Source organism: Micromonospora sp. CPCC 205554 (assembly GCF_036902745.1).
GTDB classification, from domain to species: Bacteria; Actinomycetota; Actinomycetes; order Mycobacteriales; family Micromonosporaceae; genus Micromonospora; species Micromonospora tulbaghiae.
Window position 1 is genome coordinate 55691 of the sequence record NZ_JBAKHP010000008.1, and the last position, 19627, is coordinate 75317.

At 72.2% G+C, this 19627-nt stretch carries 17 protein-coding genes and 1 tRNA gene; 8 read left to right on the plus strand and 10 right to left on the minus strand.

The window, feature by feature from the left end; translation table 11 throughout:
• Positions 1-136: 136 nt before the first annotated feature.
• Together V6U82_RS13470 and V6U82_RS13475 are read left to right on the plus strand one after the other, a co-directional pair.
• The gene (locus V6U82_RS13470) at positions 137-1402 is read left to right on the plus strand and encodes an aspartate kinase (RefSeq protein ID WP_128138643.1); all 1266 of its coding nucleotides are present in this window, start codon (positions 137-139) and stop codon (positions 1400-1402) included.
• Between the two features lie 6 nt (positions 1403-1408).
• Positions 1409-2470 (plus strand): aspartate-semialdehyde dehydrogenase, encoded by a 1062-nt coding sequence (locus V6U82_RS13475; RefSeq protein ID WP_334461119.1) that lies wholly within the window; start codon positions 1409-1411, stop codon positions 2468-2470.
• A 147-nt stretch (positions 2471-2617) separates the two neighbouring features.
• Here V6U82_RS13475 and V6U82_RS13480 read toward each other — a convergent pair whose 3' ends face one another.
• Entirely contained in the window at positions 2618-4075 is a 1458-nt protein-coding gene (locus tag V6U82_RS13480; RefSeq protein WP_334461120.1) for a GGDEF domain-containing protein, read from the minus strand.
• Positions 4076-4253: 178 nt separating this feature from the next.
• On the opposite strand from V6U82_RS13480, the gene V6U82_RS13485 reads away from it, so the two are divergent.
• The 3 genes from V6U82_RS13485 to V6U82_RS13495 all read left to right on the plus strand — a co-directional run bounded on the left by V6U82_RS13485 (position 4254) and on the right by V6U82_RS13495 (position 7882).
• Entirely contained in the window at positions 4254-5033 is a 780-nt protein-coding gene (locus V6U82_RS13485) for a phosphodiesterase (protein WP_128138617.1), read from the plus strand.
• Positions 5034-5045: 12 nt separating this feature from the next.
• Complete coding sequence (locus tag V6U82_RS13490) at positions 5046-5738, plus strand: histone deacetylase (RefSeq protein ID WP_334461122.1); 693 nt, start codon at positions 5046-5048, stop codon at positions 5736-5738.
• Between the two features lie 401 nt (positions 5739-6139).
• A complete protein-coding gene (locus V6U82_RS13495; protein WP_334461123.1) occupies positions 6140-7882 on the plus strand; it encodes a bifunctional metallophosphatase/5'-nucleotidase in 1743 nt (580 codons plus the stop codon).
• Positions 7883-7963: 81 nt separating this feature from the next.
• Here V6U82_RS13495 and V6U82_RS13500 read toward each other — a convergent pair whose 3' ends face one another.
• A complete protein-coding gene (locus V6U82_RS13500; protein WP_334461124.1) occupies positions 7964-9253 on the minus strand; it encodes an MFS transporter in 1290 nt (429 codons plus the stop codon).
• A 109-nt stretch (positions 9254-9362) separates the two neighbouring features.
• Here V6U82_RS13500 and V6U82_RS13505 point away from each other — a divergent pair, with 109 nt between their 5' ends.
• Positions 9363-9836, plus strand: coding sequence for a hypothetical protein (locus V6U82_RS13505; RefSeq protein WP_334461125.1), 474 nt, complete (start codon positions 9363-9365; stop codon positions 9834-9836).
• A 49-nt stretch (positions 9837-9885) separates the two neighbouring features.
• Here the strand turns inward: V6U82_RS13505 and V6U82_RS13510 are convergent, their stop codons facing one another.
• The 4 genes from V6U82_RS13510 to V6U82_RS13525 all read right to left on the minus strand — a co-directional run bounded on the left by V6U82_RS13510 (position 9886) and on the right by V6U82_RS13525 (position 12938).
• The gene (locus tag V6U82_RS13510; RefSeq protein WP_128136534.1) at positions 9886-10989 is read right to left on the minus strand and encodes a calcium:proton antiporter; all 1104 of its coding nucleotides are present in this window, start codon (positions 10987-10989) and stop codon (positions 9886-9888) included.
• 34 nt (positions 10990-11023) lie between these two features.
• Positions 11024-11740 (minus strand): HAD family hydrolase, encoded by a 717-nt coding sequence (locus V6U82_RS13515; RefSeq protein WP_334461127.1) that lies wholly within the window; start codon positions 11738-11740, stop codon positions 11024-11026.
• A gap of 80 nt (positions 11741-11820) precedes the next feature.
• Positions 11821-11897: transfer RNA gene (locus V6U82_RS13520), tRNA-Pro, on the minus strand.
• Positions 11898-12044: 147 nt separating this feature from the next.
• Complete coding sequence (locus V6U82_RS13525) at positions 12045-12938, minus strand: metallophosphoesterase (RefSeq protein WP_151500623.1); 894 nt, start codon at positions 12936-12938, stop codon at positions 12045-12047.
• A 25-nt stretch (positions 12939-12963) separates the two neighbouring features.
• Between V6U82_RS13525 and V6U82_RS13530 the strand changes: the two genes are divergently transcribed.
• Positions 12964-13419 (plus strand): GatB/YqeY domain-containing protein, encoded by a 456-nt coding sequence (locus V6U82_RS13530; RefSeq protein ID WP_334461131.1) that lies wholly within the window; start codon positions 12964-12966, stop codon positions 13417-13419.
• Between the two features lie 76 nt (positions 13420-13495).
• Here the strand turns inward: V6U82_RS13530 and V6U82_RS13535 are convergent, their stop codons facing one another.
• Positions 13496-15937: a transglycosylase domain-containing protein gene (locus V6U82_RS13535; protein ID WP_334461132.1), complete on the minus strand. Its 2442-nt coding sequence runs from the start codon at positions 15935-15937 to the stop codon at positions 13496-13498.
• Between the two features lie 403 nt (positions 15938-16340).
• Between V6U82_RS13535 and V6U82_RS13540 the strand changes: the two genes are divergently transcribed.
• A complete protein-coding gene (locus V6U82_RS13540; protein WP_128136524.1) occupies positions 16341-16661 on the plus strand; it encodes a WhiB family transcriptional regulator in 321 nt (106 codons plus the stop codon).
• Between the two features lie 9 nt (positions 16662-16670).
• Here V6U82_RS13540 and V6U82_RS13545 read toward each other — a convergent pair whose 3' ends face one another.
• The 3 genes from V6U82_RS13545 to V6U82_RS13555 all read right to left on the minus strand — a co-directional run bounded on the left by V6U82_RS13545 (position 16671) and on the right by V6U82_RS13555 (position 19511).
• Positions 16671-17819, minus strand: a complete 1149-nt coding sequence (locus tag V6U82_RS13545) for an ArsA family ATPase (RefSeq protein WP_334461133.1) — start codon at positions 17817-17819, stop codon at positions 16671-16673.
• Between the two features lie 54 nt (positions 17820-17873).
• Entirely contained in the window at positions 17874-18848 is a 975-nt protein-coding gene (locus tag V6U82_RS13550) for an ArsA-related P-loop ATPase (protein WP_030273789.1), read from the minus strand.
• 72 nt (positions 18849-18920) lie between these two features.
• Positions 18921-19511: an Rv0361 family membrane protein gene (locus tag V6U82_RS13555; RefSeq protein ID WP_334461134.1), complete on the minus strand. Its 591-nt coding sequence runs from the start codon at positions 19509-19511 to the stop codon at positions 18921-18923.
• Positions 19512-19627: the final 116 nt, after the last annotated feature.

Here is a 19627-nt window from a genome sequence, read left to right on the forward strand (position 1 = left end):
GGCCGGATGGTGGGATCACCCGACCCGGCGTCGCGGCCCGCCCGATAGGCTGAGGCGGTCTGACACGCGCCGCCGGACCGAGAGACCCGGCGGCGTCGGCACGCTCAGGGTCGTCGCTGGGAGGGAGTGCACCGTCGTGGCACTCGTGGTGCAGAAGTACGGCGGGTCCTCCGTCGCCAACGCCGAGCGGATCAAGCGGGTGGCCGAGCGCATCGTGGCCGCGCGCAAGGCCGGCGACGACGTGGTGGTGGTGGTGTCCGCCATGGGCGACACCACCGACGAGCTGCTCGACCTGGCCAACCAGGTCAGCCCGCTGCCGCCGGGCCGCGAGCTGGACATGCTGCTCACCGCCGGGGAGCGGATCTCCATGGCGCTGCTCGCCATGGCCATCCACAACCTGGGGTACGAGGCCCGCTCGTTCACCGGTTCGCAGGCCGGCGTGATCACCACCTCGGTGCACGGCCGGGCCCGGATCATCGACGTGACCCCGGGTCGGCTCAAGGGCGCGCTGGACGAGGGCGCGGTGGTCATCGTGGCCGGCTTCCAGGGCGTCTCGCAGGACACCAAGGACGTGACCACGCTCGGGCGGGGCGGCTCGGACACCACCGCCGTGGCGCTCGCCGCCGCGCTGGAGGCGGACGTCTGCGAGATCTACACCGACGTGGACGGCATCTTCACCGCCGACCCGCGCATCGTGCCGAACGCCCGGCACATCAGGCAGATCACCTACGAGGAGATGCTGGAGCTGGCCGCCTGCGGCGCGAAGGTGCTGCACCTGCGCAGCGTCGAGTACGCGCGGCGCGCGGGCTTGCCGATCCACGTCCGTTCGTCATACTCGACCAACACCGGCACGATGGTCACCGGATCGATGGAGGACCTTCCTGTGGAACAGGCACTGATCACCGGGGTCGCCCACGACCGCAGCGAAGCGAAGATCACGATCGTCGGCGTGCCCGACGAGCCGGGCGCCGCCGCGTCGATCTTCGACACCGTGGCCGGCGCGGAGATCAACATCGACATGATCGTGCAGAACGTGTCCACCGAGGGCACCGGCCGCACGGACATCTCCTTCACGCTGCCCAAGGCCGACGGTCCGACCGCGATGACCGCGCTCAGCAAGATCCAGGAGTCGGTCAAGTTCAAGGGCCTGCTGTACGACGACCACGTCGGCAAGGTCTCGCTGATCGGCGCGGGCATGCGCTCGCACCCGGGCGTGGCCGCCGGCTTCTTCGCCGCCCTCGGCGCGGCCGGTGTGAACATCGAGATGATCTCCACGTCGGAGATCCGGGTCTCCGTGGTCTGCCGCGACACCGACCTCGACAAGGCGGTCCGGGCCATCCACGACGCCTTCGAGCTGGGTGGTGACACCGAAGCCGTCGTCTACGCCGGCACCGGGCGGTAGCGCGTCATGGCGTCGCTGCCCACCCTCGCCGTGGTCGGGGCGACAGGTGCCGTCGGTACGGTGATGTGCCAGATCCTCTCCTCCCGGCGCAACGTGTGGGGCGAGATCCGGCTGCTCGCCTCCGAGCGGTCGGCGGGCCGGCGCGTGCAGTGCCGGGGCGAGGAGCTGACCGTCCAGGCGCTCACCGCCGACGCGCTCGACGGCGTCGACGTGGCGATGTTCGACGTGCCGGACGACGTCTCCGCGCAGTGGGCCCCGGTCGCCGCCGCGCGCGGCGCGGTGGTGGTGGACAACTCCGGCGCCTTCCGGATGGACCGCGACGTGCCGCTCGTGGTCCCCGAGATCAACCCCGAGCAGGTGCGGAACCGGCCCAAGGGCATCATCGCCAACGCCAACTGCACGACGCTGGCGATGATCGTGGCGGTCGCGCCGCTGCACCGCGAGTACGGCCTGCGCGAGCTGGTGCTCGCGTCGTACCAGGCGGTCTCCGGGGCGGGTCAGGCCGGCGTGGACGCGCTGCACCTCCAGCTCGGCAAGATCGCCGGCGACCGGGTGCTCGGCTCCCGCGCCGGTGACGTGCGACAGGCCGTCGGCGACGAGCTGGGTCCGTTCCCGGCGCCGCTGGCGCTCAACGTCGTACCGTGGGCGGGCTCGCTCGCCGACGGCGGCTGGTCGTCCGAGGAGATGAAGCTGCGCAACGAGTCGCGCAAGATCCTCGGGCTGCCCGACCTCAAGGTGTCCGCCACCTGCGTACGGGTGCCGGTGGTGACCGGTCACTCGGTCGCCGTGCACGCGGTCTTCGCCACCGAGGTGGACGCCGAGGGCGCCCGCGAGGTGCTGCGCAACGCCCCGGGCGTGATCCTGGTCGACGACCCGGCGGCGGGGGAGTTCCCGATGCCGATCGACGCGGTCGGCACCGACCCGTCCTGGGTGGGCCGGATCCGCCGTGCGGTGGACGACCCCCGCGCCCTGGATTTGTTCGTGACCGGCGACAACCTCCGCAAGGGCGCCGCCCTCAACACGGCCCAGATCGCCGAACTCCTGGCCAAGGACCTGACCCGCCCATAACGCGCCGTCCCGCCCTCCCTCTCTCGGGGGCGCCGCCCTCGCTGCGTTGATCTTGCACTTTCGGCCCCGCTCGTGGGACATGTGCGGCATTTGCCAGGGCCCGAAGTGCAAGATCGCGGGGGAGAGAGGAGGGAGGGCGGGGGTGGGTCAGGCGGCGCTGAGGTGGACTCCGTCGCGGCCGTGGCGCTTGACCGCGTAGAGGGCCTGGTCGGCTCGGTGCAGGGTGCGTTCGGGGGACTCGCCGGGTCTCGGCAGGGCGACGCCGACGCTGATCGTCCGGCCGGTGCGGCGGGCCGCCTCGGTGAGCCGTTCGGCGATGCGCACCGCCTCCTCCGGGCGGCTCACCTCGATCACCGCCACGAACTCGTCGCCACCGGTCCGGTACAGCTCGTCGCCCTGGCGCAACGCGCCCTCCAGCGCCCGGGCCAGCCCCACCAGCAGCCGGTCACCGGCCTGGTGGCCGTACGTGTCGTTGACGTCCTTGAACCCGTCCACGTCGATCGCCAGCAGCGCGGTACGCCCCGGCGTCGCGGTGGCGATCCGCTGCCCGAACGGGCCGGTGTGCCGCAGTCCGGTGAGCGGGTCCGAGCTGGCCTGCTCGCGCAGCCGGGCGAGCGTACGCAGCCGGTCCAGGCAGGTCCACGCCTGCCCGGCGAGCAGCTCGATCAGGTTGACAGTGGTCGGGTCGGGCCGCAGGCGCTGCTCGTCGGCGACGAGCAGTACGCCGCCGGAGGCCGCTGTGCCGACCGGCACCGCCACCAGCGTGCGCGCGCCGGCCCGGGTCAGCGGCAGGTACTCCTCGGTGGGCGGATGGCCCGCCTCGCCCAGCGTGTACGCCGACCCGTACCGGTGGGCCCTGTCGATCATGCGGTCGAGCGCGGCCGGTCCGGCCTCGTCCAGCTCGGCCCGGATCCGCGCCTCCAGATCACCCGGGGTGCCGGTGGGCGCGCCGAGGCGGGGGCCGCGCCGGCCGGTGAGCACCAGCACGGCGGCGGAGAGCGCCGACACGTCCCGGGCCGCGGCCAGCGCGGCGGTCATCAGGTCCCAGTCGGTCGGGGCGGCGGTGAACGCGGCGGCGTGCCGGAGCAGCTTCTCGCTGCGGCTCTCGGCCGGTGGCCCGCCGAGCGCGGCGATCCGCCCGCCGAGGCGGTCGGCCACCAGTTCGGCGGTCTCCCGCCACGCGGCGAGCACGACCGGCTCGCTCCACTGCAGGTCGAGCACCCCGATCGGACGGCCGTCCGGGTCGCGTACCGGCACACAGAGTTCGGCGGTGACGTCCGGGCGGACCTCGAGGTAGTCGGGGTCGGCGGCGACGTCGGGCACGGCGGCGGTGATCCCGGAGGCGTAGACCCGCCGCACCACCGAGGGTTCGGGCCGGTGCCGGCCCGGCGGGGTGCCGTCGGCGGTCGCCGGCACGTGCGAGAACACCTGCCAGGCGCCGGTCGCGGCGACGCAGCGCAGACGGTCGTGGACGCGGAGCAGGACGGTGGCGGTCGCCGGGGTGTGCCGGGCGAGCGCGGCGACGGTCCACTGGCACGCCTCCGGGACGGTGGACGCCGTGGGGAGGCGCACCGTGACGTCGCGGAGGACTCGCTCGTGATCCACGTCGTTCCTGCTCGGAGGGGGTCGGGTCGCGATCAAGGGTACTCAGCGCGCCCGCCGCCGACCTTCGTACACATGTGCTATCCACAGGCTGTGGACGCAGCCTGTGGGCGAGAGCGGGCCTGCGCGGGGAGGGTGCGCGGCGATAGCGTGAGGGCCCGGGCACCCGAGGAGGCGGCCGATGCTCATCGCCCAGCTCAGCGACCCCCACGTGACCACCGGCCCGCTCGCGGCCGACCCGGCGTCCGGACTGCACCGGGCGCTCGGCACGGTGCTCGCGCTGCGTCCCCGGCCCGACTGCGTGGTGATCACCGGTGACCTCACCGCCAACGGGCGGCCGGACGAATACCTCGCCCTGCGCGAGATCGTCGGCGCGTTCCCGCTGCCGGTGCACCTGGTGACCGGCAACCACGACGACCGCGAGTCGCTGCTCGACACGTTCGGCGGCACCCCCTACCTGGCCGGTGGTTTCTCGGCGCACTACCACGTCGACCTGCCGGACGCGACGCTCGTGGTGCTCGACTCGCTCACCCCGGGCAGCCCGGGCGGACGGCTCGGCGACGAGCAGCTCGCCTGGCTGGACGGGGTGCTCGCCGGGCGTACCGACGCGCCCGCCGTCGTGTGCCTGCACCATCCGCCGGTCGCGGTGGGCGTGCCGGGCATGGACGCGATGGGTCTCGCCGACGCCGACGCGCTCGCCGCCGTGGTCGGCCGTCACCCCCATGTCGTACGCGTCGCCGCGGGCCACCTGCACCGCCAGGTGACGAGCGCGTTCGCCGGTACGGTGCTGACCACCGCGCCGAGCACCTGGATCCAGGTGAGCCTGACCATGACCGACGAGGAGGAGCCGGGGTTCGTCGCCGAGCCCACCGCCTTCCTGCTGCACCGCGTCGCCGACGGCGGCTGCGTGACGCACACCGTCCAGGTCAGCCATGCCGCCGGGCGCACCTGCTGGTTCTGAGCCGCACCGCCGATGCTCTGGTACGTCGCGTACGGCTCGAATCTGCACGCCGCCCGGCTCGACTGGTACCTGCGTGGCGGGTGTCCACCGGGCGGGCTGCGCACGTACCCCGGCTGCCGGGACCACCGGCCACCGCGCCGGACGGTCCCGGTGCTGATCCCCGGCGGCGTCTACTTCGCCGGGGAGTCGCGGGCCTGGACCGGCGGCATGGCGTTCTACGACCCGCTGCTGCCCGGGCGCGCCGCGGCGCGCGGCTACCTGGTGACCGTCGAGCAGTTCGCGGACATCGCCGCGCAGGAGATGTACCGGCCGCCCGGCGCCGACCTGGCCGGGATCCTCACGGCGGTCGAGACCGGGCGGGCGAGGCTCGGGCCGGGCCGCTACGAGACGCTGCTGCGCGTCGGCGTCCACGAGGGCCTGCCGATGCTCACGTTCACCGCGCCGCACCGGGCGGTGGAGGTGCAGTGGACCCGGCCCGCCCCGGTCTATCTCGGAATGCTGGCGCGCGGACTGCGCGAGGCGCACGGCTGGGACGCCGCGCGGACGGTCGGCTACCTGGCGGGCCGGCCGGGGGTCGCCGGGCGGTGGACGCGGCCGGCGTTGCGCAGGCTGGTCTGCGCCGCCCACAGCGGATCTCCAACCGGCACGCCCGGCAATGAGTCGAGTTCGGACAGTTTGCGCGATGTGCCGGGCCGTCGGACATGAACGACCGTTCGGTCCGCGATGGGTGTCCGGCAGGGGGTGATTCCGGCAAGGACGGTTGCCAGCGCAAGGAATTCCGCGTGACATGAGCGTCGGCGCCGGCTCCCTGTCCCTGGGAGCCGGCGCCTTCGACGACGGGCGGCATCGACAGCGTGCGCCGCGCGGAATTTCACCTGACCGTCATGTCCGACTCGTCCGGCAGACCGGTACGGGCCGCCCGAGGCAACGACGATTCCTGATGCCGCCCCGTTCGACCTGGCGGCCGGTGGATGAGAAGCTACCCCGGCGGGGCGGCGTTCCCCCGAGTACCGCCCTCCGCGATCGACACCTGTCACGGCACGGATCAGGGTCGCCGGGCGAACCATCGCCCGGACGCCACATACCGGCATCTCACGAGGAGTTCCATGTCCGTCACCGGGATGCGACGCCGGGCCGCCGTCGGCCTGGCCGCACTCGCCGCGACCGCGTTCACCGCGGTCGCCGTCACCCCCGACCAGGCCGAGGCCCGCCCGAAGCCGGTCGACGTCCAGTTGCTCGCGATCAACGACTTCCACGGCAACCTGGAGCCGCCGACCGGTTCCAGCGGCAGCATCGACGGCCAGCCGGCCGGTGGCGCGGAATACCTGGCCAGCCACCTGAAGTCGATGCGCGCCGCCGCCAAGCAGCAGGGCAAGGGCACCGTCACCGTCGCCGCCGGTGACCTGATCGGCGCCTCGCCGCTGCTGTCCGCCGCGTTCCACGACGAGCCCACCATCGAGGAGATGAACCTCGTCGGGCTGGAATTCGCGAGCGTCGGCAACCACGAGTTCGACGAGGGCGCGTCCGAGCTGCTGCGCATGCAGCGCGGCGGCTGCCACCCGGTGGACGGCTGCGCCGACGGCACCCCGTTCGGTGGCGCCAAGTTCACGTACCTCTCGGCGAACGCCTTCAAGACCTCCACCGGTCTGCCGCTGATGCAGCCGTTCGGCATCAAGATCGTCAAGGGTGTCCCGATCGGCTTCATCGGGATGACCCTGGAGGGCACCCCGAACATCGTCAGCCAGCAGGGTGTCGCCGGCCTGCGGTTCACCGACGAGGCCGACACCGCCAACAAGTACGCCAAGATCCTGCGCCTGCTCGGGGTCAAGAGCATCGTCGTGCTGCTGCACGAGGGCGGTGTGCAGAACGGTGGCGGCATCAACGACTGCACCGGCTTCAGCGGCCCGATCGTGGACATCGCCAACCGGATGGACCCGTCCATCGACGTGATCGTGAGCGGGCACACCCACGCCGCGTACAACTGCAACATCAACGGCAAGCTGGTCACCAGCGCCAGCTCGTTCGGTCGCCTGGTCACCCAGATCGACCTGAAGATCGACCCGCGTACCCGCGACGTGGTCACCGCGTCCGCGAACAACGTGGTGGTCACCCGGGACGTCGAGCCGGACCGGCCCTCGACCGACCTGATCAACCGGTACAAGACCGCGCTCGGCCCGGTGGCCGACCGGGTGGTCGGCGAGACCACCGCCGCGATCACCAAGACCCAGGAGAACCTGTACCAGACCGGGGTCGACGCCAACGGCAAGCCGACGTACCAGACCGGTGAGTCGCCGCTGGGCAACCTGATCGCCGACGCGCAGCTCGCCGCGACCGACACCGAGCAGAACGCGGTCGCCGCGTTCATGAACCCCGGTGGCGTACGCGCCGACCTCGACGCCGGCCCGGTCACCTACGCCGAGGCGTTCACCGTGCAGCCGTTCGCCAACAACCTGGTGACGCTCGACCTGACCGGCGCGCAGCTCTACTGCATGCTGGAGCAGCAGTTCACTGTGGCGCGCGTGCTCTACGCGTCCTCGACGGTTAATTACGTCGTGGACGTCAACGGCACCACCGCACCGGCCGGCACGCCGTGCGCCGGCACCCGGGTGGTCCGGGGCAGCCTCACCATCAACGGCACCCCGGTGACCGACACCACCACCTACCGGGTCACCGTGAACAACTTCCTCGCCGGTGGCGGCGACGGCTTCAGCGTCCTGACCGGTGGCACCAACGCGGTGACCGGCCAGATCGACCTGGACGCCTTCACCGCGTACCTGACCGAGAAGTCGCCGGTCTCCCCGCCGGCGCTGGACCGGATCCGCACGACCGCCGAGGTCGCGGTCGGCTGACGGCCGACCCGCACCGCCGAACGGGCCCCGGAGCGACGCTCCGGGGCCCGTTCGCGCTTCGTCTCAGGCTGCCGCTCCGTGTCAGGTCGCCCGCGCGGGCTCGGGCTCCGGCGTCGCGGCGGTTGCCGGGCGGCCGTCCTGCACGGCGGTGAGCAGCGGACGCAGCGACAGTGCGAGCACCGAGGCGGCCAGGCAGCCGCCCACCACGACGGCGACCCACACCCGCCCGTTCGCCGCGCCGATCAGCGGGCCGGCGGTCACCGGGCCGACCACCCCGCTGATCCCGAAGATCATCGAGCTCATCGCGTTGTACCGGCCGCGCAGCTCGTCGGTGGCCAGCGCGTTGGTCAGGGCCGGCATGACCGGCGACAGCATCGTCTCGCCGAACCCGAAGATCGCCGAGCAGGCCACCACGCCGAGCGCCGCGAGCACCGCGTTGCCGCTGCCCACCACGCCCGCCGCGCCGAGCACCAGCCAGGCGCCGGCGAAGACCGCGCCGACAGCGGCGAGTGCACGGGTACGGCTGCGCCCCTCCAGCCGCCGGATCACCAGCAGCTGCGACAGCACGATCATCACGGTGTTCGCGGCCAGCGCCCACGCCACCACCCGGGGCGTCACCTCGACCACCCGCACCGAGTACGCCGCGAAGCCCACCTCGATCTGCGCGTACCCGCAGGTGGTGAGCACCAGGCCGAAGATGACCAGGCGGCGGAACGGCCGGTCCCGCAGCACCGTCAGGTAGCCGCCGGTCCTCCGGTCGTCGGCCTTCGCGCCCGTCGCCACGGCCGGCCGGCGCCCGACGTGCGGCAGGCTCAGCAGGATCAGCGCGGGCGTCAGGTAGCTCACCGCGTCCAGCAGGTAGATCACCTCGAAGGTGATCGGACGGGCCACGTCGACCACCGCGCCGGAGATCAGGCCGCCGGTGCCGATACCGAGGTTGAGCAGCGCGAAGTTGAGCCCGAAGACCCGCTGCCGCTCGCCGTCGTCGGTCAGCGAGGCGAGGATCGTGTTCTGCCCGGCCCAGATCGCCGAGCTGCCGACGGCGACGAGCGTCATCACGCCGAACGCCGAGGCCGTCGAGTCGACCAGCGCCAGCGAGCCGGTGCCGATCGCCTCGATCACCAGGCAGGGCAACACCACCCGGCGCGCGCCGAACCGGTCGATGAACGTGCCGGCCAGCGGCGAGAGAGCCAGCGTGACCGCGCCGAACCAGCCGATCACCAGCCCGGCCCGGGTGTCGGTCAGACCGCGTACGTCGGTGAGGTAGATGAACAGGAACGGCAGGGTGAGGCCGCGCCCGACAGCGGAGAACAGCGTGCCCAGGAGGATCCGGCGGGCTTCGGGACGGGCGGGCAGGGCGCGGCGCAGCATGCTGGGATTCTGTTCGGCGGGTACGACTCTCGCGACCCGTTTACCCCTTACCGACGCGGTCGCCGGGCCGGAAGGTGAGCGATCACACGTGCTCTGCCATGCTGACCCGGTGACGACGACCTGGCGGCACCTGCCCGCACCGGCCCGCGAGATCGCCGAGACGGCCACCGACGCGGTGACCGCCGCGCGTGCCCGCGACGCCGAGGCGTACGCCCCGGCCGTCGAACGGCTGGCCACCGCCGACCGGGCCGGGCTGGTGCTCGGCGGCGTGGTCCGGCTGCTGCTGGAGGAGGGGCACCCGGACGGGCTGGACGGCGACGACGTACGGCAGGTGCTGGAACAGTGCGTCCGGTCGGCGGCGTCGTGGTGGCCCGACGTCGACCCGCACGTGCTGCTGGTGCTGCTGGCCGGTGCGCTCGGCGTCTACGACCCGGGCGACGACGAGAGTCCGCCCGACCCGGCGGCGATCGCCTGGCACGCGCCGCTGCTGGTGGCCGATCTGCTGGCGGTCACCGGGCGCCCGTTCGCCGAGTACCTGACCGCCGCGTTCGCCGAGGTGGCCCGGACCGAGCTGCACGACTGACGGTCCTTGTTGTCCGGCGGCTTACGGGCTGGCTGCGGGCGCGCCTTGCTTACGGGCTGGCGGCCAGGAAGACGAACGCGGCGAGCAGCACCAGGTGCACGCCGCCCTGGAGCACAGTCGCCCGGCCCGGCACCACCGTGAGCACCGCCGTCACCGCGGTCAGCGCCAGCAGCGTCATCTGGGTGCCGCCCAGACCCAGCACCAGCGGCCCGTCCAGCCAGATCGAGGCGATCGCGATGGCCGGGATGGTCAGGCCGATGCTGGCCATGGCCGAGCCGAGCGCGAGATTCAGGCTGATCTGCACGCGGTCCCGCCGTGCCGCCCGTGCCGCGGCGAGCGTCTCCGGCAGCAGCACCAGCAGCGCGATGATCACGCCGACGAACGCCTGCGGCAGGTTGGCCGCGCCGACCGCCGTCTCGATCGCCGGGGAGATGGTCTTCGCGTCGCCGACCACCGCGACCAGCGCCACCACGAGCAGGGCCAGGCTGGCCAGCGCGGTACGCGTGGACGGCGGCTCGGCGTGCCCGTCGCCGGTCTTGTCCTCGGCGAGGATGCTGCCCTCCTGGGTGACCGGGAGGAAGTAGTCGCGGTGCCGGCCGGTCTGCACCATGACGAACAGCAGGTAGAGCGCCAGCGAGGCGACCGCCGCGAAGGCGAGCTGTGCGGGCGAGAACTCCGGCCCCGGCCGGCTCGTGGTGAACGTCGGCACCACCATGCTGAGCGTGGCGAGCGTGGCCACAGTGGCGAGCGCCCCGCCGGTGCCCTCCGGATTGAACACCGCCACCTGCCGGCGCAGTGCGCCGAGCAGCAGCGACAGGCCGAGGATGCCGTTACAGGTGATCATGACGGCGGCGAAGACCGTGTCCCGCGCCAGCGCCTGCGTCTTGTCGCCACCGCTGATCATCAGCGTGACGATCAGACCGACTTCGATCACGGTGACCGCCACCGCGAGCACGAGTGACCCGTACGGTTCACCGACCTTGTGCGCGACCACCTCGGCGTGGTGCACCGCGGCCAGCACAGCCGCCGCGAGCAGGGCCGCCACCACGAAGATGAGCGGGCCGGGCAACTCCCGTCCCCAGGTCATCACGAGTACGAGCACGGCGACCAGGGGCGCGACGGTGGTCCAATCGGTCAGGCGGGATCGGATCATCGGCGGCATGCGCATACTTTGCCAGGGGGCAGCGTCAACGCCGCGTGGCGGGGTGGCTTCGGGCAGTTCCGTCGATCTCTTCGATCGAGGCCGGTTGCTCCACGTGGGCGAGCACCTCACGGAGGTTCGCGATCACGGTTCCGACCCAGCCCGGATCGGTGTCCTGGTGTTCCGTGGTCCGGAGCACCGTCATGCCGGCCGCTGCCGCGCCGACCAGTTCGCCGTCCGCGCCGTCGCCCACGTACACGCAGTCGGCCGGCGCGACGCCCAGCCGCTGCGCGGCGGTGCGGTAGATCGCCGGGTCCGGCTTGGCCAGCCCGACAGCACAGGAGAAGACCGCGACGTCGAAGCGCCGGGCGAGCGGGCCACCTGCCCACGCCTCGGCCGTCTCGGAGGTGGCGTTGCTGATCAGGGCCAGCCGGTGCCCGCGCTCGCGCAGCGCGTCGAGCACGTCCAGCGTGGCGGGCGAGACACGGCCCAGCACCCGGTGGGCGAGCGCGCGGCGGTGTGCCGCGGCCCGGTCCACCTGCTCATCGGTCGGCGAGCCGCCGAGGCGGGCCGCGAGGATGCGTACGGTCTCCGCCGCGTTCCACCGGACCAGGCGGTCCCGCCAGGTGGCGTGGTACGCGGCGACGAGCGCCGCCGGATCCACCCCGACGACGAGCGCCATCTCGCCGACCACGCGGTCCCGCTCGTCGTCGGCGCCGTGGACCAGGGTGTGGAAGAGGTCGAAGACGACCGGCCGAGGCATGGCGGGATCCTACTGCGACAGTGACGGGGCCGGTGAAACGCAGAGGGCACATCCGATGATCGGATGTGCCCTCTTACCTCTGGTCGGGGTGGCCGGATTCGAACCGACGACCTCTTCGTCCCGAACGAAGCGCGCTACCAAGCTGCGCCACACCCCGAGGCGTGCCGACAAATAGTAGCCCACCCGCCCCCACGGTCAAACTCGGTACCCCCCGCCCCGCGTACCCGGCAGATCTCGGTGCCGATCAGCCCTCCGAGGGGCGGGCGCGTACCAAGATCTGCCGGGCAGCCGGAGCGGCGCGCGGTCAGCGGGAGATCAGGGTCAGGATGCTGGCCTCGGGCGGGCAGGCGAAGCGGATCGGGGCGGTGGGGTGGGTGCCGAGGCCGGCGGAGACGTGCAGCCAGGAGTCCGAGCCGGGCCAGCGGTGCAGCCCGCGCGCCATCGAGCGGGGCAGCCCGCAGTTGGTCACCAGCGCGCCGTACCCGGGCACGCAGACCTGGCCGCCGTGGGTGTGCCCGGCGAGCAGCAGGCCGAAGCCGTCGGCGGCCATCCGGTCCAGCACCACGGGCTCGGGGGAGTGGGACAACGCGATCGACAGCGCCGCGTCGCCACTGACCGGACCGGCCACGGCGTCGTAGTCGTCCCGTTCGATGTGCGGGTCGTCCACGCCTGCCAGCTCGATCTCCCGCCCGCCGGCCTTGAGCGTGGTGCGGGCGTTGTTCAGGTCGGCCCAGCCGGCGCCGGTGAGGATGTCGCGCAGTTCCTCGTACGGCAGCGGCACGCCCTCGGTGTACTCCCGGTCGGGCAGGAAGTAGGTGAAGGGGTTCTTCAGGACCGGACCGGTGTAGTCGTTGGAGCCGAAGACGAACGCGCCGGGCAGGTCGAGCAGCGGTTGCAGGGCGCGCAGCACGCCCGGCACCGACTCGGGGTGCGCCATGTTGTCGCCGGTGACCACGACCAGGTCGGGGTCGAGTGCGGCCAGCGAGGCCACCCAGTCCTGCTTGCGTCGCTGGCCGGGCATCATGTGCAGGTCGGAGAGGTGCAGCACCCGCAGCGGTTCGGCGTCGGTCGGGAGCACCGGCACGTCGTACCGGCGAAGGGTGAACATGTTGCGCTCGACGAGCGACGCGTACGCCAGGGTGGCCGCGCCGGCGGCGACGGTTCCGGCCGCGAGCCGGAATAGTGTGCGCTTTCGCATGGCGTTCAGGGTAGTTTCACCGTCCATGAGCACGCTGAAGGACCGTCTCACCGCCGACATGCGCGCCGCTCTCAAGGCGCGCGACGAGCTGACCACCTCCACGCTGCGGATGGCCCTGGCCGCCGTGGGCAACGCCGAGGTCGCCGGCCGGGAAAAGCGCGAGCTCAGCGACGACGAGGTGCTCGCCGTGCTGACCAAGGAGGCGAAGAAGCGCCGCGAGGCGGCGGTGGCGTTCGCCGACGCGGGGCGCGCCGAGCAGGCCGGCAAGGAGACCGCCGAGGGTGAGGTGCTGGAGCGCTACCTGCCCAAGCAGCTCTCCGACGAGGAGCTGACCGAGCTGGTCTCGGGGGCGCTCGCCGCGGGCGGCTTCACCGGCAAGGCGCAGATGGGCCCGGCCATGAAGGCGGCCCAGGCCGCGGTGGCCGGCCGGGCCGAGGGTGGTCGGGTCGCCGCCGAGGTACGCCGCCAGCTCGGCCTCTGACCCGGCGCTCCCGTAGCGCGGAAACGACGACGGGCACCTCCCGCGGGGGGTGGCCGTCGCTGTCTGCTGTCCGGGGTCAGGTCCCCGGTCCGCCCCGTCTGCCGCTACCCCGTCCGCCCGGGCCACCCGGCCGGTCCGGTGTCGCGGTGCCACCCTGCTCCGGGGTGCCCTGGCCGGAGCTGACCTCGATCATCACCACGCCACCCTTGATGGTGCGCCCGTCGGGGCTGGTGCCGGCCGCGGTGCCGGCCGGGCACTCCGACGGCACCTTGTTGCTGGAGACCACCGGCTCGAAGCCGGCACCCTTCAGCCGGGACTTCGCGGTGTCGATCGACTCGCACTTCACGCCCGGGATGGAGCGCTGGTCGCCCAGGACGATCTTGCCGCTGGGCGGGGTGAAGTTCTTCCGCTCCTTGCCCTTCATGGCGTCGCGCAGCGTCTGGTAGACCGCCGGGTTGATGCCCTGGGGCGTCTCGTCGTGGCCCATCTTCTGGTTGGTCTGCGGCCAGTCCGGGTCGGCCATGATGCCGGCCACCGCGTACTGCTTGGTCATCGCGACCAGTGCGGAGGTGCGGTCGGAGTCGGTGGTGCCGGACTTGCCGGCCACCGGCGCGTCGACGATGTTGCGGACGTTGCCGGCGGTGGCGGGGCCGCACTTGGTGGTGGAGGAGCGGTCACCGACCGGGCAGCGCGCGGCGTCGACGGCGGCGCGGGCGACCTCGGTGCTGACCCGCTGCTCGCAGCGGGGGTTGGCGACGTCCAGCTTCTCGCCGTCCGGGCCGCGGATCTCCTGCACCGGGATCGGCTCGCAGTACTTGCCGTCGGCGGCGAGCGTGGCGTACGCGTTCGCCAGCTCCAGCGGGGTGGTCTGGGAGACGCCGAGGCTGAACGCGCCCCACTGGTGCGGGTTGGCGGCGAGCTGCGCGTCGCTGGACGAGCGGAAGGTGATGCCGAGCTTCTGCGCGGCCTTGACCACGTTCTCCGCGCCGACCCGCTGCTGGAGGTCGATGAAGAACGTGTTGACGGAGTAGCCGAAGCCGCTCCACATGTTGTGCATGCCGGCCATCGCCGGGTTGGCGTTCTTCGGGCAGTACTTGCTGGTGCCCGGGCAGGCGGCGGGCGAGTTGAACTCGACCGGGTAGTCGGACTTGAACACCGGCTGCGCGTTGATGGGGTAGCTGAGCGGGTAGCCCTTCTCCAGCGCGGCCACCAGCGTGAAGATCTTGAAGGTCGAGCCGGCCTGGTAGCCGGCGATGCCGGGACCGCCGGTGACCAGCGGGTTCACCGTGTTGGGGTAGTTGCCCCGGATCTTCTTCTTGGCCTTCTTCGGATCGCTGGAGATCTTGTTCTGCGGGTCGGCCGGGTCGTCGAGCTTGAAGTTCCGGTTCACCGCCACGGCGCGGACGCGGCCGGTGCCCGGTTCGACGGCGGCCACCATCCGGGCCGCCTTGCTGCTCTCACCGAGCTTGTTGCGGACGGCCTTGTCGGCGCCCTTCTGCGCCTGGACGTCCAGCGTGGAGACGATGGTGTAGCCACCGCTCTTGAGCCGCCGCTCACGGTCGTACGAGGTGGCGCCGAACGTCTCCTGCTGGAGCCACCAGCGGTAGAGGTAGTCGCAGAAGAAGCCCCAGGAGCGGGTGGTGGTCTGGGTGCAGCCGTTCGGGGTGCGCTTGCCCTTGACCACGAGCTTGATCTTCTTGGCGGCGTCCGCCTCCTGCTGGGTGACCGCGCCGATCTGCACCATGTTCTGGATGACGTAGTCGCGCCGGCCGACCGCCTCCGGGTAGCCCGCCTTGGTGGTGGGGTCGAACGCGGTGGGTGCCTTCACCATGCCGGCGAGCATCGCCGACTCCTGGATGTCGAGCTTGCTCGGCGGCTTGTTGAAGTAGACCTGGCTGGCCGCCCAGATGCCGTACGCGCCGTTGCCGAACGCGGCGATGTTCAGGTAGCGCTCCAGGATCTCGTCCTTGGAGAGCTCCTTGTCGACCTGGAGCGCGAGGCTCATCTCGCGCAGCTTGCGGCCGCTGGTGTCCTCGGTCGCGGCGACCACGTCGGCCGGGTGCGTGGCCGAGTAGGAGATGGCCAGGCGGACGTACTGCATGGTGAGCGTCGACGCGCCCTGCCGGGAGGCGCCGGAGGCCTGGTTGTTGACGAAGGCCCGCGCCACACCGTTGATGTCCACGCCGTTGTGCTTGTAGAAGTCGTGGTCCTCGGCCGCGATGATGGCCTTCTGCATGTACGGCGAGATGTCCTTGAGCTGGACGTCCTTGCGGTTCTCGTCGTACATCGTGGCCAGCACCGTCTTGCCGTCGGACGCGAGCAGCTTGGTGATCTGCGGGGCCCGGGCGACTGTCAGCTCCTTGGGCAGCGCCTCGAACGTCTCCGCCCCGGCCTTGGCGGCCAGGCCGGACATCGCTGCCACGGGGAAGGCCGCCGCGGCGACCACCACTCCGGCCAAGAGGCCGCAGATCAGCAGCGATGCGGCGTTGGTCAGCACGTTGTGGTCACGTTTCCGCATCCAGGTCACCTCGACAGGGTACGCGAGTAGGAATCGGCGGGCGCGCGGGGAAGTTTCCCCATTTCCTGCATGCGCCGGCCTCGTTGTGCTAAACGCACGAGCCCTGGTCCGGGGTTGCGTGAGATCCGGCGGAAGTCTCTCCGAAGTCCGGGAGTGGCGCAGCGTTTTCACGTACTCGGGCGGGGTAGTCGCGGGGCGAAAGCCCGGGAAGCCGGGAGTGTCCGGAATGATGGATTTCGCCGACAACGTTGCGTAATCGGGCGACTACACAGCATGATGGTGGCGGCGACCGCAGCCATGAGTCGTTCGTGCCGCCCTGGGGAGGCCGGCGCGAACGACCGGGGGGAAGTACGAGGGCTGCACGCGCGAAGTCGGTAGGTACTGCAAGGGGGGACGTGTACAGATGGGCATGATCACTGACTGGCCGTCACTGGCGGCGTGTCAGAACGGAGACCCGGACGCGTTGTTCGTACAGGGCGCCGAACAGAACGTGGCGAAGAGGATCTGCCGGAGCTGCCCAGTTCGGTACGAGTGCCTGGCCGACGCGCTCGACAACCGGATCGAGTTCGGCGTGTGGGGTGGCATGACCGAGCGCGAGCGCCGGGCGTTGCTGCGCCGTCACCCGCAGGTCACCAGCTGGCGCAAGATGTTCGAGGCGGCCATGAAGAAGAACGCCAAGGAGAAGTCCGGCAAGGACAAGATCCTGGTCACCACGGCCAACTGACCGCTCCGGTCAGTTCCGGCTGATCGCCTCGCCGATCGTCCGCAGCCCGTCGACGTCGTGCACGTCGGCGGGCTGCGCCGTCACCGACACCGCCGGCACCGCCGGGAACGCCTCGGTGAACCGGGCCGCCACCTGCTCCTCGCGTACCGCCTGCTGAGCCAGCGCGGCGTGCGCGCGCAACACCTCGACGGTGCCCTCGTGCCCGCCCACGCCCGCCAGCCGCTCCGCGGCGGCCAGGCTCTCCGCCGCGGACAGGCCCGCCGCCGGCCGGTGCACCCGGTTGAGCACCAGCCCGGCCAGCGGCATCCGCTCCTCGCGCAGGCGGCCCGCGAAGTAGGCGGCCTCCCGGACCGCGTCCGGCTCCGGCGCCGCGACCAGCAGGAACGCCGTCTCGCGGGCCTGGAGGATCCGGTACGTCTGCTCGGCGCGCTGCCGGAACCCGCCGAACATCGAGTCGAGGGCGGCCACGAAGCCGGACAGGTCGGTGAGCAGCTGGGCGCCGATCACCTTCTGCACCACCTTCGAGAACATCCCGAAGCTGGCCGTCACCAGGCTGAACATGCTCCGCCCGCCGCTGCGTGCCGGGGCCAGCAGCAGCCGCAGCATCCGGCCGTCGAGGAACCGGGACAGCCGGGCCGGCGCGTCCAGGAAGTCGAGCGCGGAGCGCGACGGCGGCGTGTCCACCACGATCAGGTCCCACTCGCCCCGGGCGTGCAACTGGCCCAGCTTCTCCATCGCCATGTACTCCTGCGTGCCGGCGAAGGTGGAACTCATGGCCTGGTAGAAGGGGTTGGCGAAGATCTCCGCCGCCTTCGCCGGGTCGGTGTGCTGGAGCACCACGTCGTCGAACGTGCGCTTCATGTCGAGCATCATGGCGTGCAGTTCGCCGCCGCTGGCCTCGACGTCGATGCCCTTGACCTGCCGGGGTGTGTTGTCCAGCTCGGTCAGGCCGAGCGACTGGGCCAGCCGGCGGGCCGGGTCGATGGTGAGCACCACCGTGCGCCGGCCGTGCCGCTCGGCCGCCCGCAGCGCCAGCGCCGCCGCCGTGGTCGTCTTGCCCACGCCGCCCGCCCCGCAGCAGACCACGATCCGTACGCCGTCGTCGGCGAGGATCTGGTCGACGTCAAGCGGAGGCGCCGCGTCTTCGGAAGGCACCAATCGAGCGTATCGGTCCCGAGGGGCACTCTGCTCCGTGCCGGCCGCAGGTGTGAGTCAATCCGCCCGGACGAGGGCCTCGGCGAGCGTCTCCAGCCCGGCCCGGTCGACCCCCTCGGGCAGCAGCGGCAACTCGACCAGGGGCAGGCCGAGATCCACCAGGTCACCCCGGAGGGAGTCCTCCAGCTCGCGGCGTACCTGCTGGTCACGGGCCTCCTCGACGAGCCCGGCCACGGTCGGGCCGTCGGTCGGCAGGCCGGCGGCGGCCAGCCCGCGCTTCAGCTCGGCCGCCGTCACCGCCCGCCCGGCCGGCACCGGCGGGCGGACGCCGTTGACGATCACGCGGCCGACCGGGAAACCGAGCTGGGTCAGCTCCGCCACCGCGTCGAGCGTCTCCTGGACCGGCATCTCCTCCAGCAGCGTGACCACGTGCACAGCGGTCATCGGCGACCGGAGCAGCGCGGAGACGCCCTCGCTCTGGGTCTTGATCGGGCCGACCTTCGCCAGCCGGGCGGTCTCCGCCGTCACGTTCAGGAAGCGGCCGATCCGCCCGGTCGGCGGCGCGTCCAGCACCACCGCGTCGTACGTCCGGCGCGACCCGCTCGTCCGGGTGGTCGCCTCCTTGACCTTGCCGGTGAGCAGCACGTCGCGCAGGCCCGGCGCGATCGTGGTGGCGAAGTCGATCGCGCCGAGCTTGCGCAGCGCCCGGCCGGCGGCGCCGAGCTTGTAGAACATGTCCAGGTATTCGAGGAGCGCCTCCTCGGCGTCGACCGCCAGCGCCCGCACCTCACCGCCGCCGGGCGCGTCGGCGAGGTGCCGCTCCTCGTACGGCAGCGGATCGGTGCCGAAGAGCTGGGCGATGCCCTGCCGGCCCTCCACCTCCACCAGCAGGGTGCGCCGGCCCCCGGCGGCCAGGCCGAGGGCCAGCGCGGCGGCCACGCTGGTCTTTCCCGTGCCACCCTTGCCGGTCACCACGTGCAGGCGGGCCGGCCATCTGCCGGCGGACTCGGCCGGCTGCTCACTCGCTGCCACCCGTCGAGCCTAACCAGCCGTTGGGACCAGCCCTGTCCGGCCGGTGGGATCAGCCCTGTCCGGCCGGTGGGATCAGCCGACCTCGCAGACCCACCAACCCGTCTTCCGCACCACCGTGAAACGCAGCGCCTGCTCGGCGACCTTCTCGTCGGCGGTGGTCATGGTCACCCGGGCGGAGACGGTGGCCCGGTCCCCGGTCTGGTTGTCGACGGTCGGGGTGGGCCAGCGGAACCGGGGGTTCTGGTACTGCGCGGCGTACTTCTGCACCTCGGTGATCTTGGTGGCGATCCTCTCGTCGTCTCGGGCCGCGGAGCAGACGAACGCGGCCGCCTTCTCGGCGTCGCGCTCCTGGTAGACGGCCTTGAGGAAGCCGTCCACCGCGACCTGCGGCTCCTTCGCGCCCTGGCCGTCCTCGCTGTCGCGCAGCGCGAGGAACGCGGCCGTGCCCCCACCGCCGCAGAGCAGGACCGCGGCGGCCAGCACCAGCGAGACGATCAGCACCGCCGGTCGCTTGCGCGGCTGCGGATACGGCTGTGTGCCGGACGGGTACGCCGGCGGGCCGGCTGTGGGTGCGGATCCCGGCGGCGCGCCGCCGGTGGGCGGCGGTTGCGGATTCGGGTCGCCGGGCGTGCCGGTGTCGCCACCGACGGGCGGTTGGGTCATCTGTCTCCCCCGGGTTGCGGCTCCCGTCGCCGCCCCAGGCGACGGGCACGGGTCGAGGTGTGCGGGCGCGCGTCGGCGCGCGTCCAGTCCGGAAGGGTAGCGGTCGGCGGGGCACT

Coding starts and splice junctions, on each gene's coding strand:
- V6U82_RS13490 (WP_334461122.1), top strand. CDS start 5,046: ATGCTCTGGTACGTCGCGTACGGCTCGAATCTGCACGCCGCCCGGCTC.
- V6U82_RS13495 (WP_334461123.1), top strand. CDS start 6,140: ATGTCCGTCACCGGGATGCGACGCCGGGCCGCCGTCGGCCTGGCCGCA.
- V6U82_RS13540 (WP_128136524.1), top strand. CDS start 16,341: ATGGGCATGATCACTGACTGGCCGTCACTGGCGGCGTGTCAGAACGGA.
- V6U82_RS13555 (WP_334461134.1), bottom strand. CDS start 19,511: ATGACCCAACCGCCCGTCGGTGGCGACACCGGCACGCCCGGCGACCCG.
- V6U82_RS13515 (WP_334461127.1), bottom strand. CDS start 11,740: ATGCCTCGGCCGGTCGTCTTCGACCTCTTCCACACCCTGGTCCACGGC.
- V6U82_RS13525 (WP_151500623.1), bottom strand. CDS start 12,938: ATGCGAAAGCGCACACTATTCCGGCTCGCGGCCGGAACCGTCGCCGCC.
- V6U82_RS13475 (WP_334461119.1), top strand. CDS start 1,409: ATGGCGTCGCTGCCCACCCTCGCCGTGGTCGGGGCGACAGGTGCCGTC.
- V6U82_RS13485 (WP_128138617.1), top strand. CDS start 4,254: ATGCTCATCGCCCAGCTCAGCGACCCCCACGTGACCACCGGCCCGCTC.
- V6U82_RS13530 (WP_334461131.1), top strand. CDS start 12,964: ATGAGCACGCTGAAGGACCGTCTCACCGCCGACATGCGCGCCGCTCTC.
- V6U82_RS13500 (WP_334461124.1), bottom strand. CDS start 9,253: ATGCTGCGCCGCGCCCTGCCCGCCCGTCCCGAAGCCCGCCGGATCCTC.
- V6U82_RS13510 (WP_128136534.1), bottom strand. CDS start 10,989: ATGATCCGATCCCGCCTGACCGATTGGACCACCGTCGCGCCCCTGGTC.
- V6U82_RS13535 (WP_334461132.1), bottom strand. CDS start 15,937: ATGCGGAAACGTGACCACAACGTGCTGACCAACGCCGCATCGCTGCTG.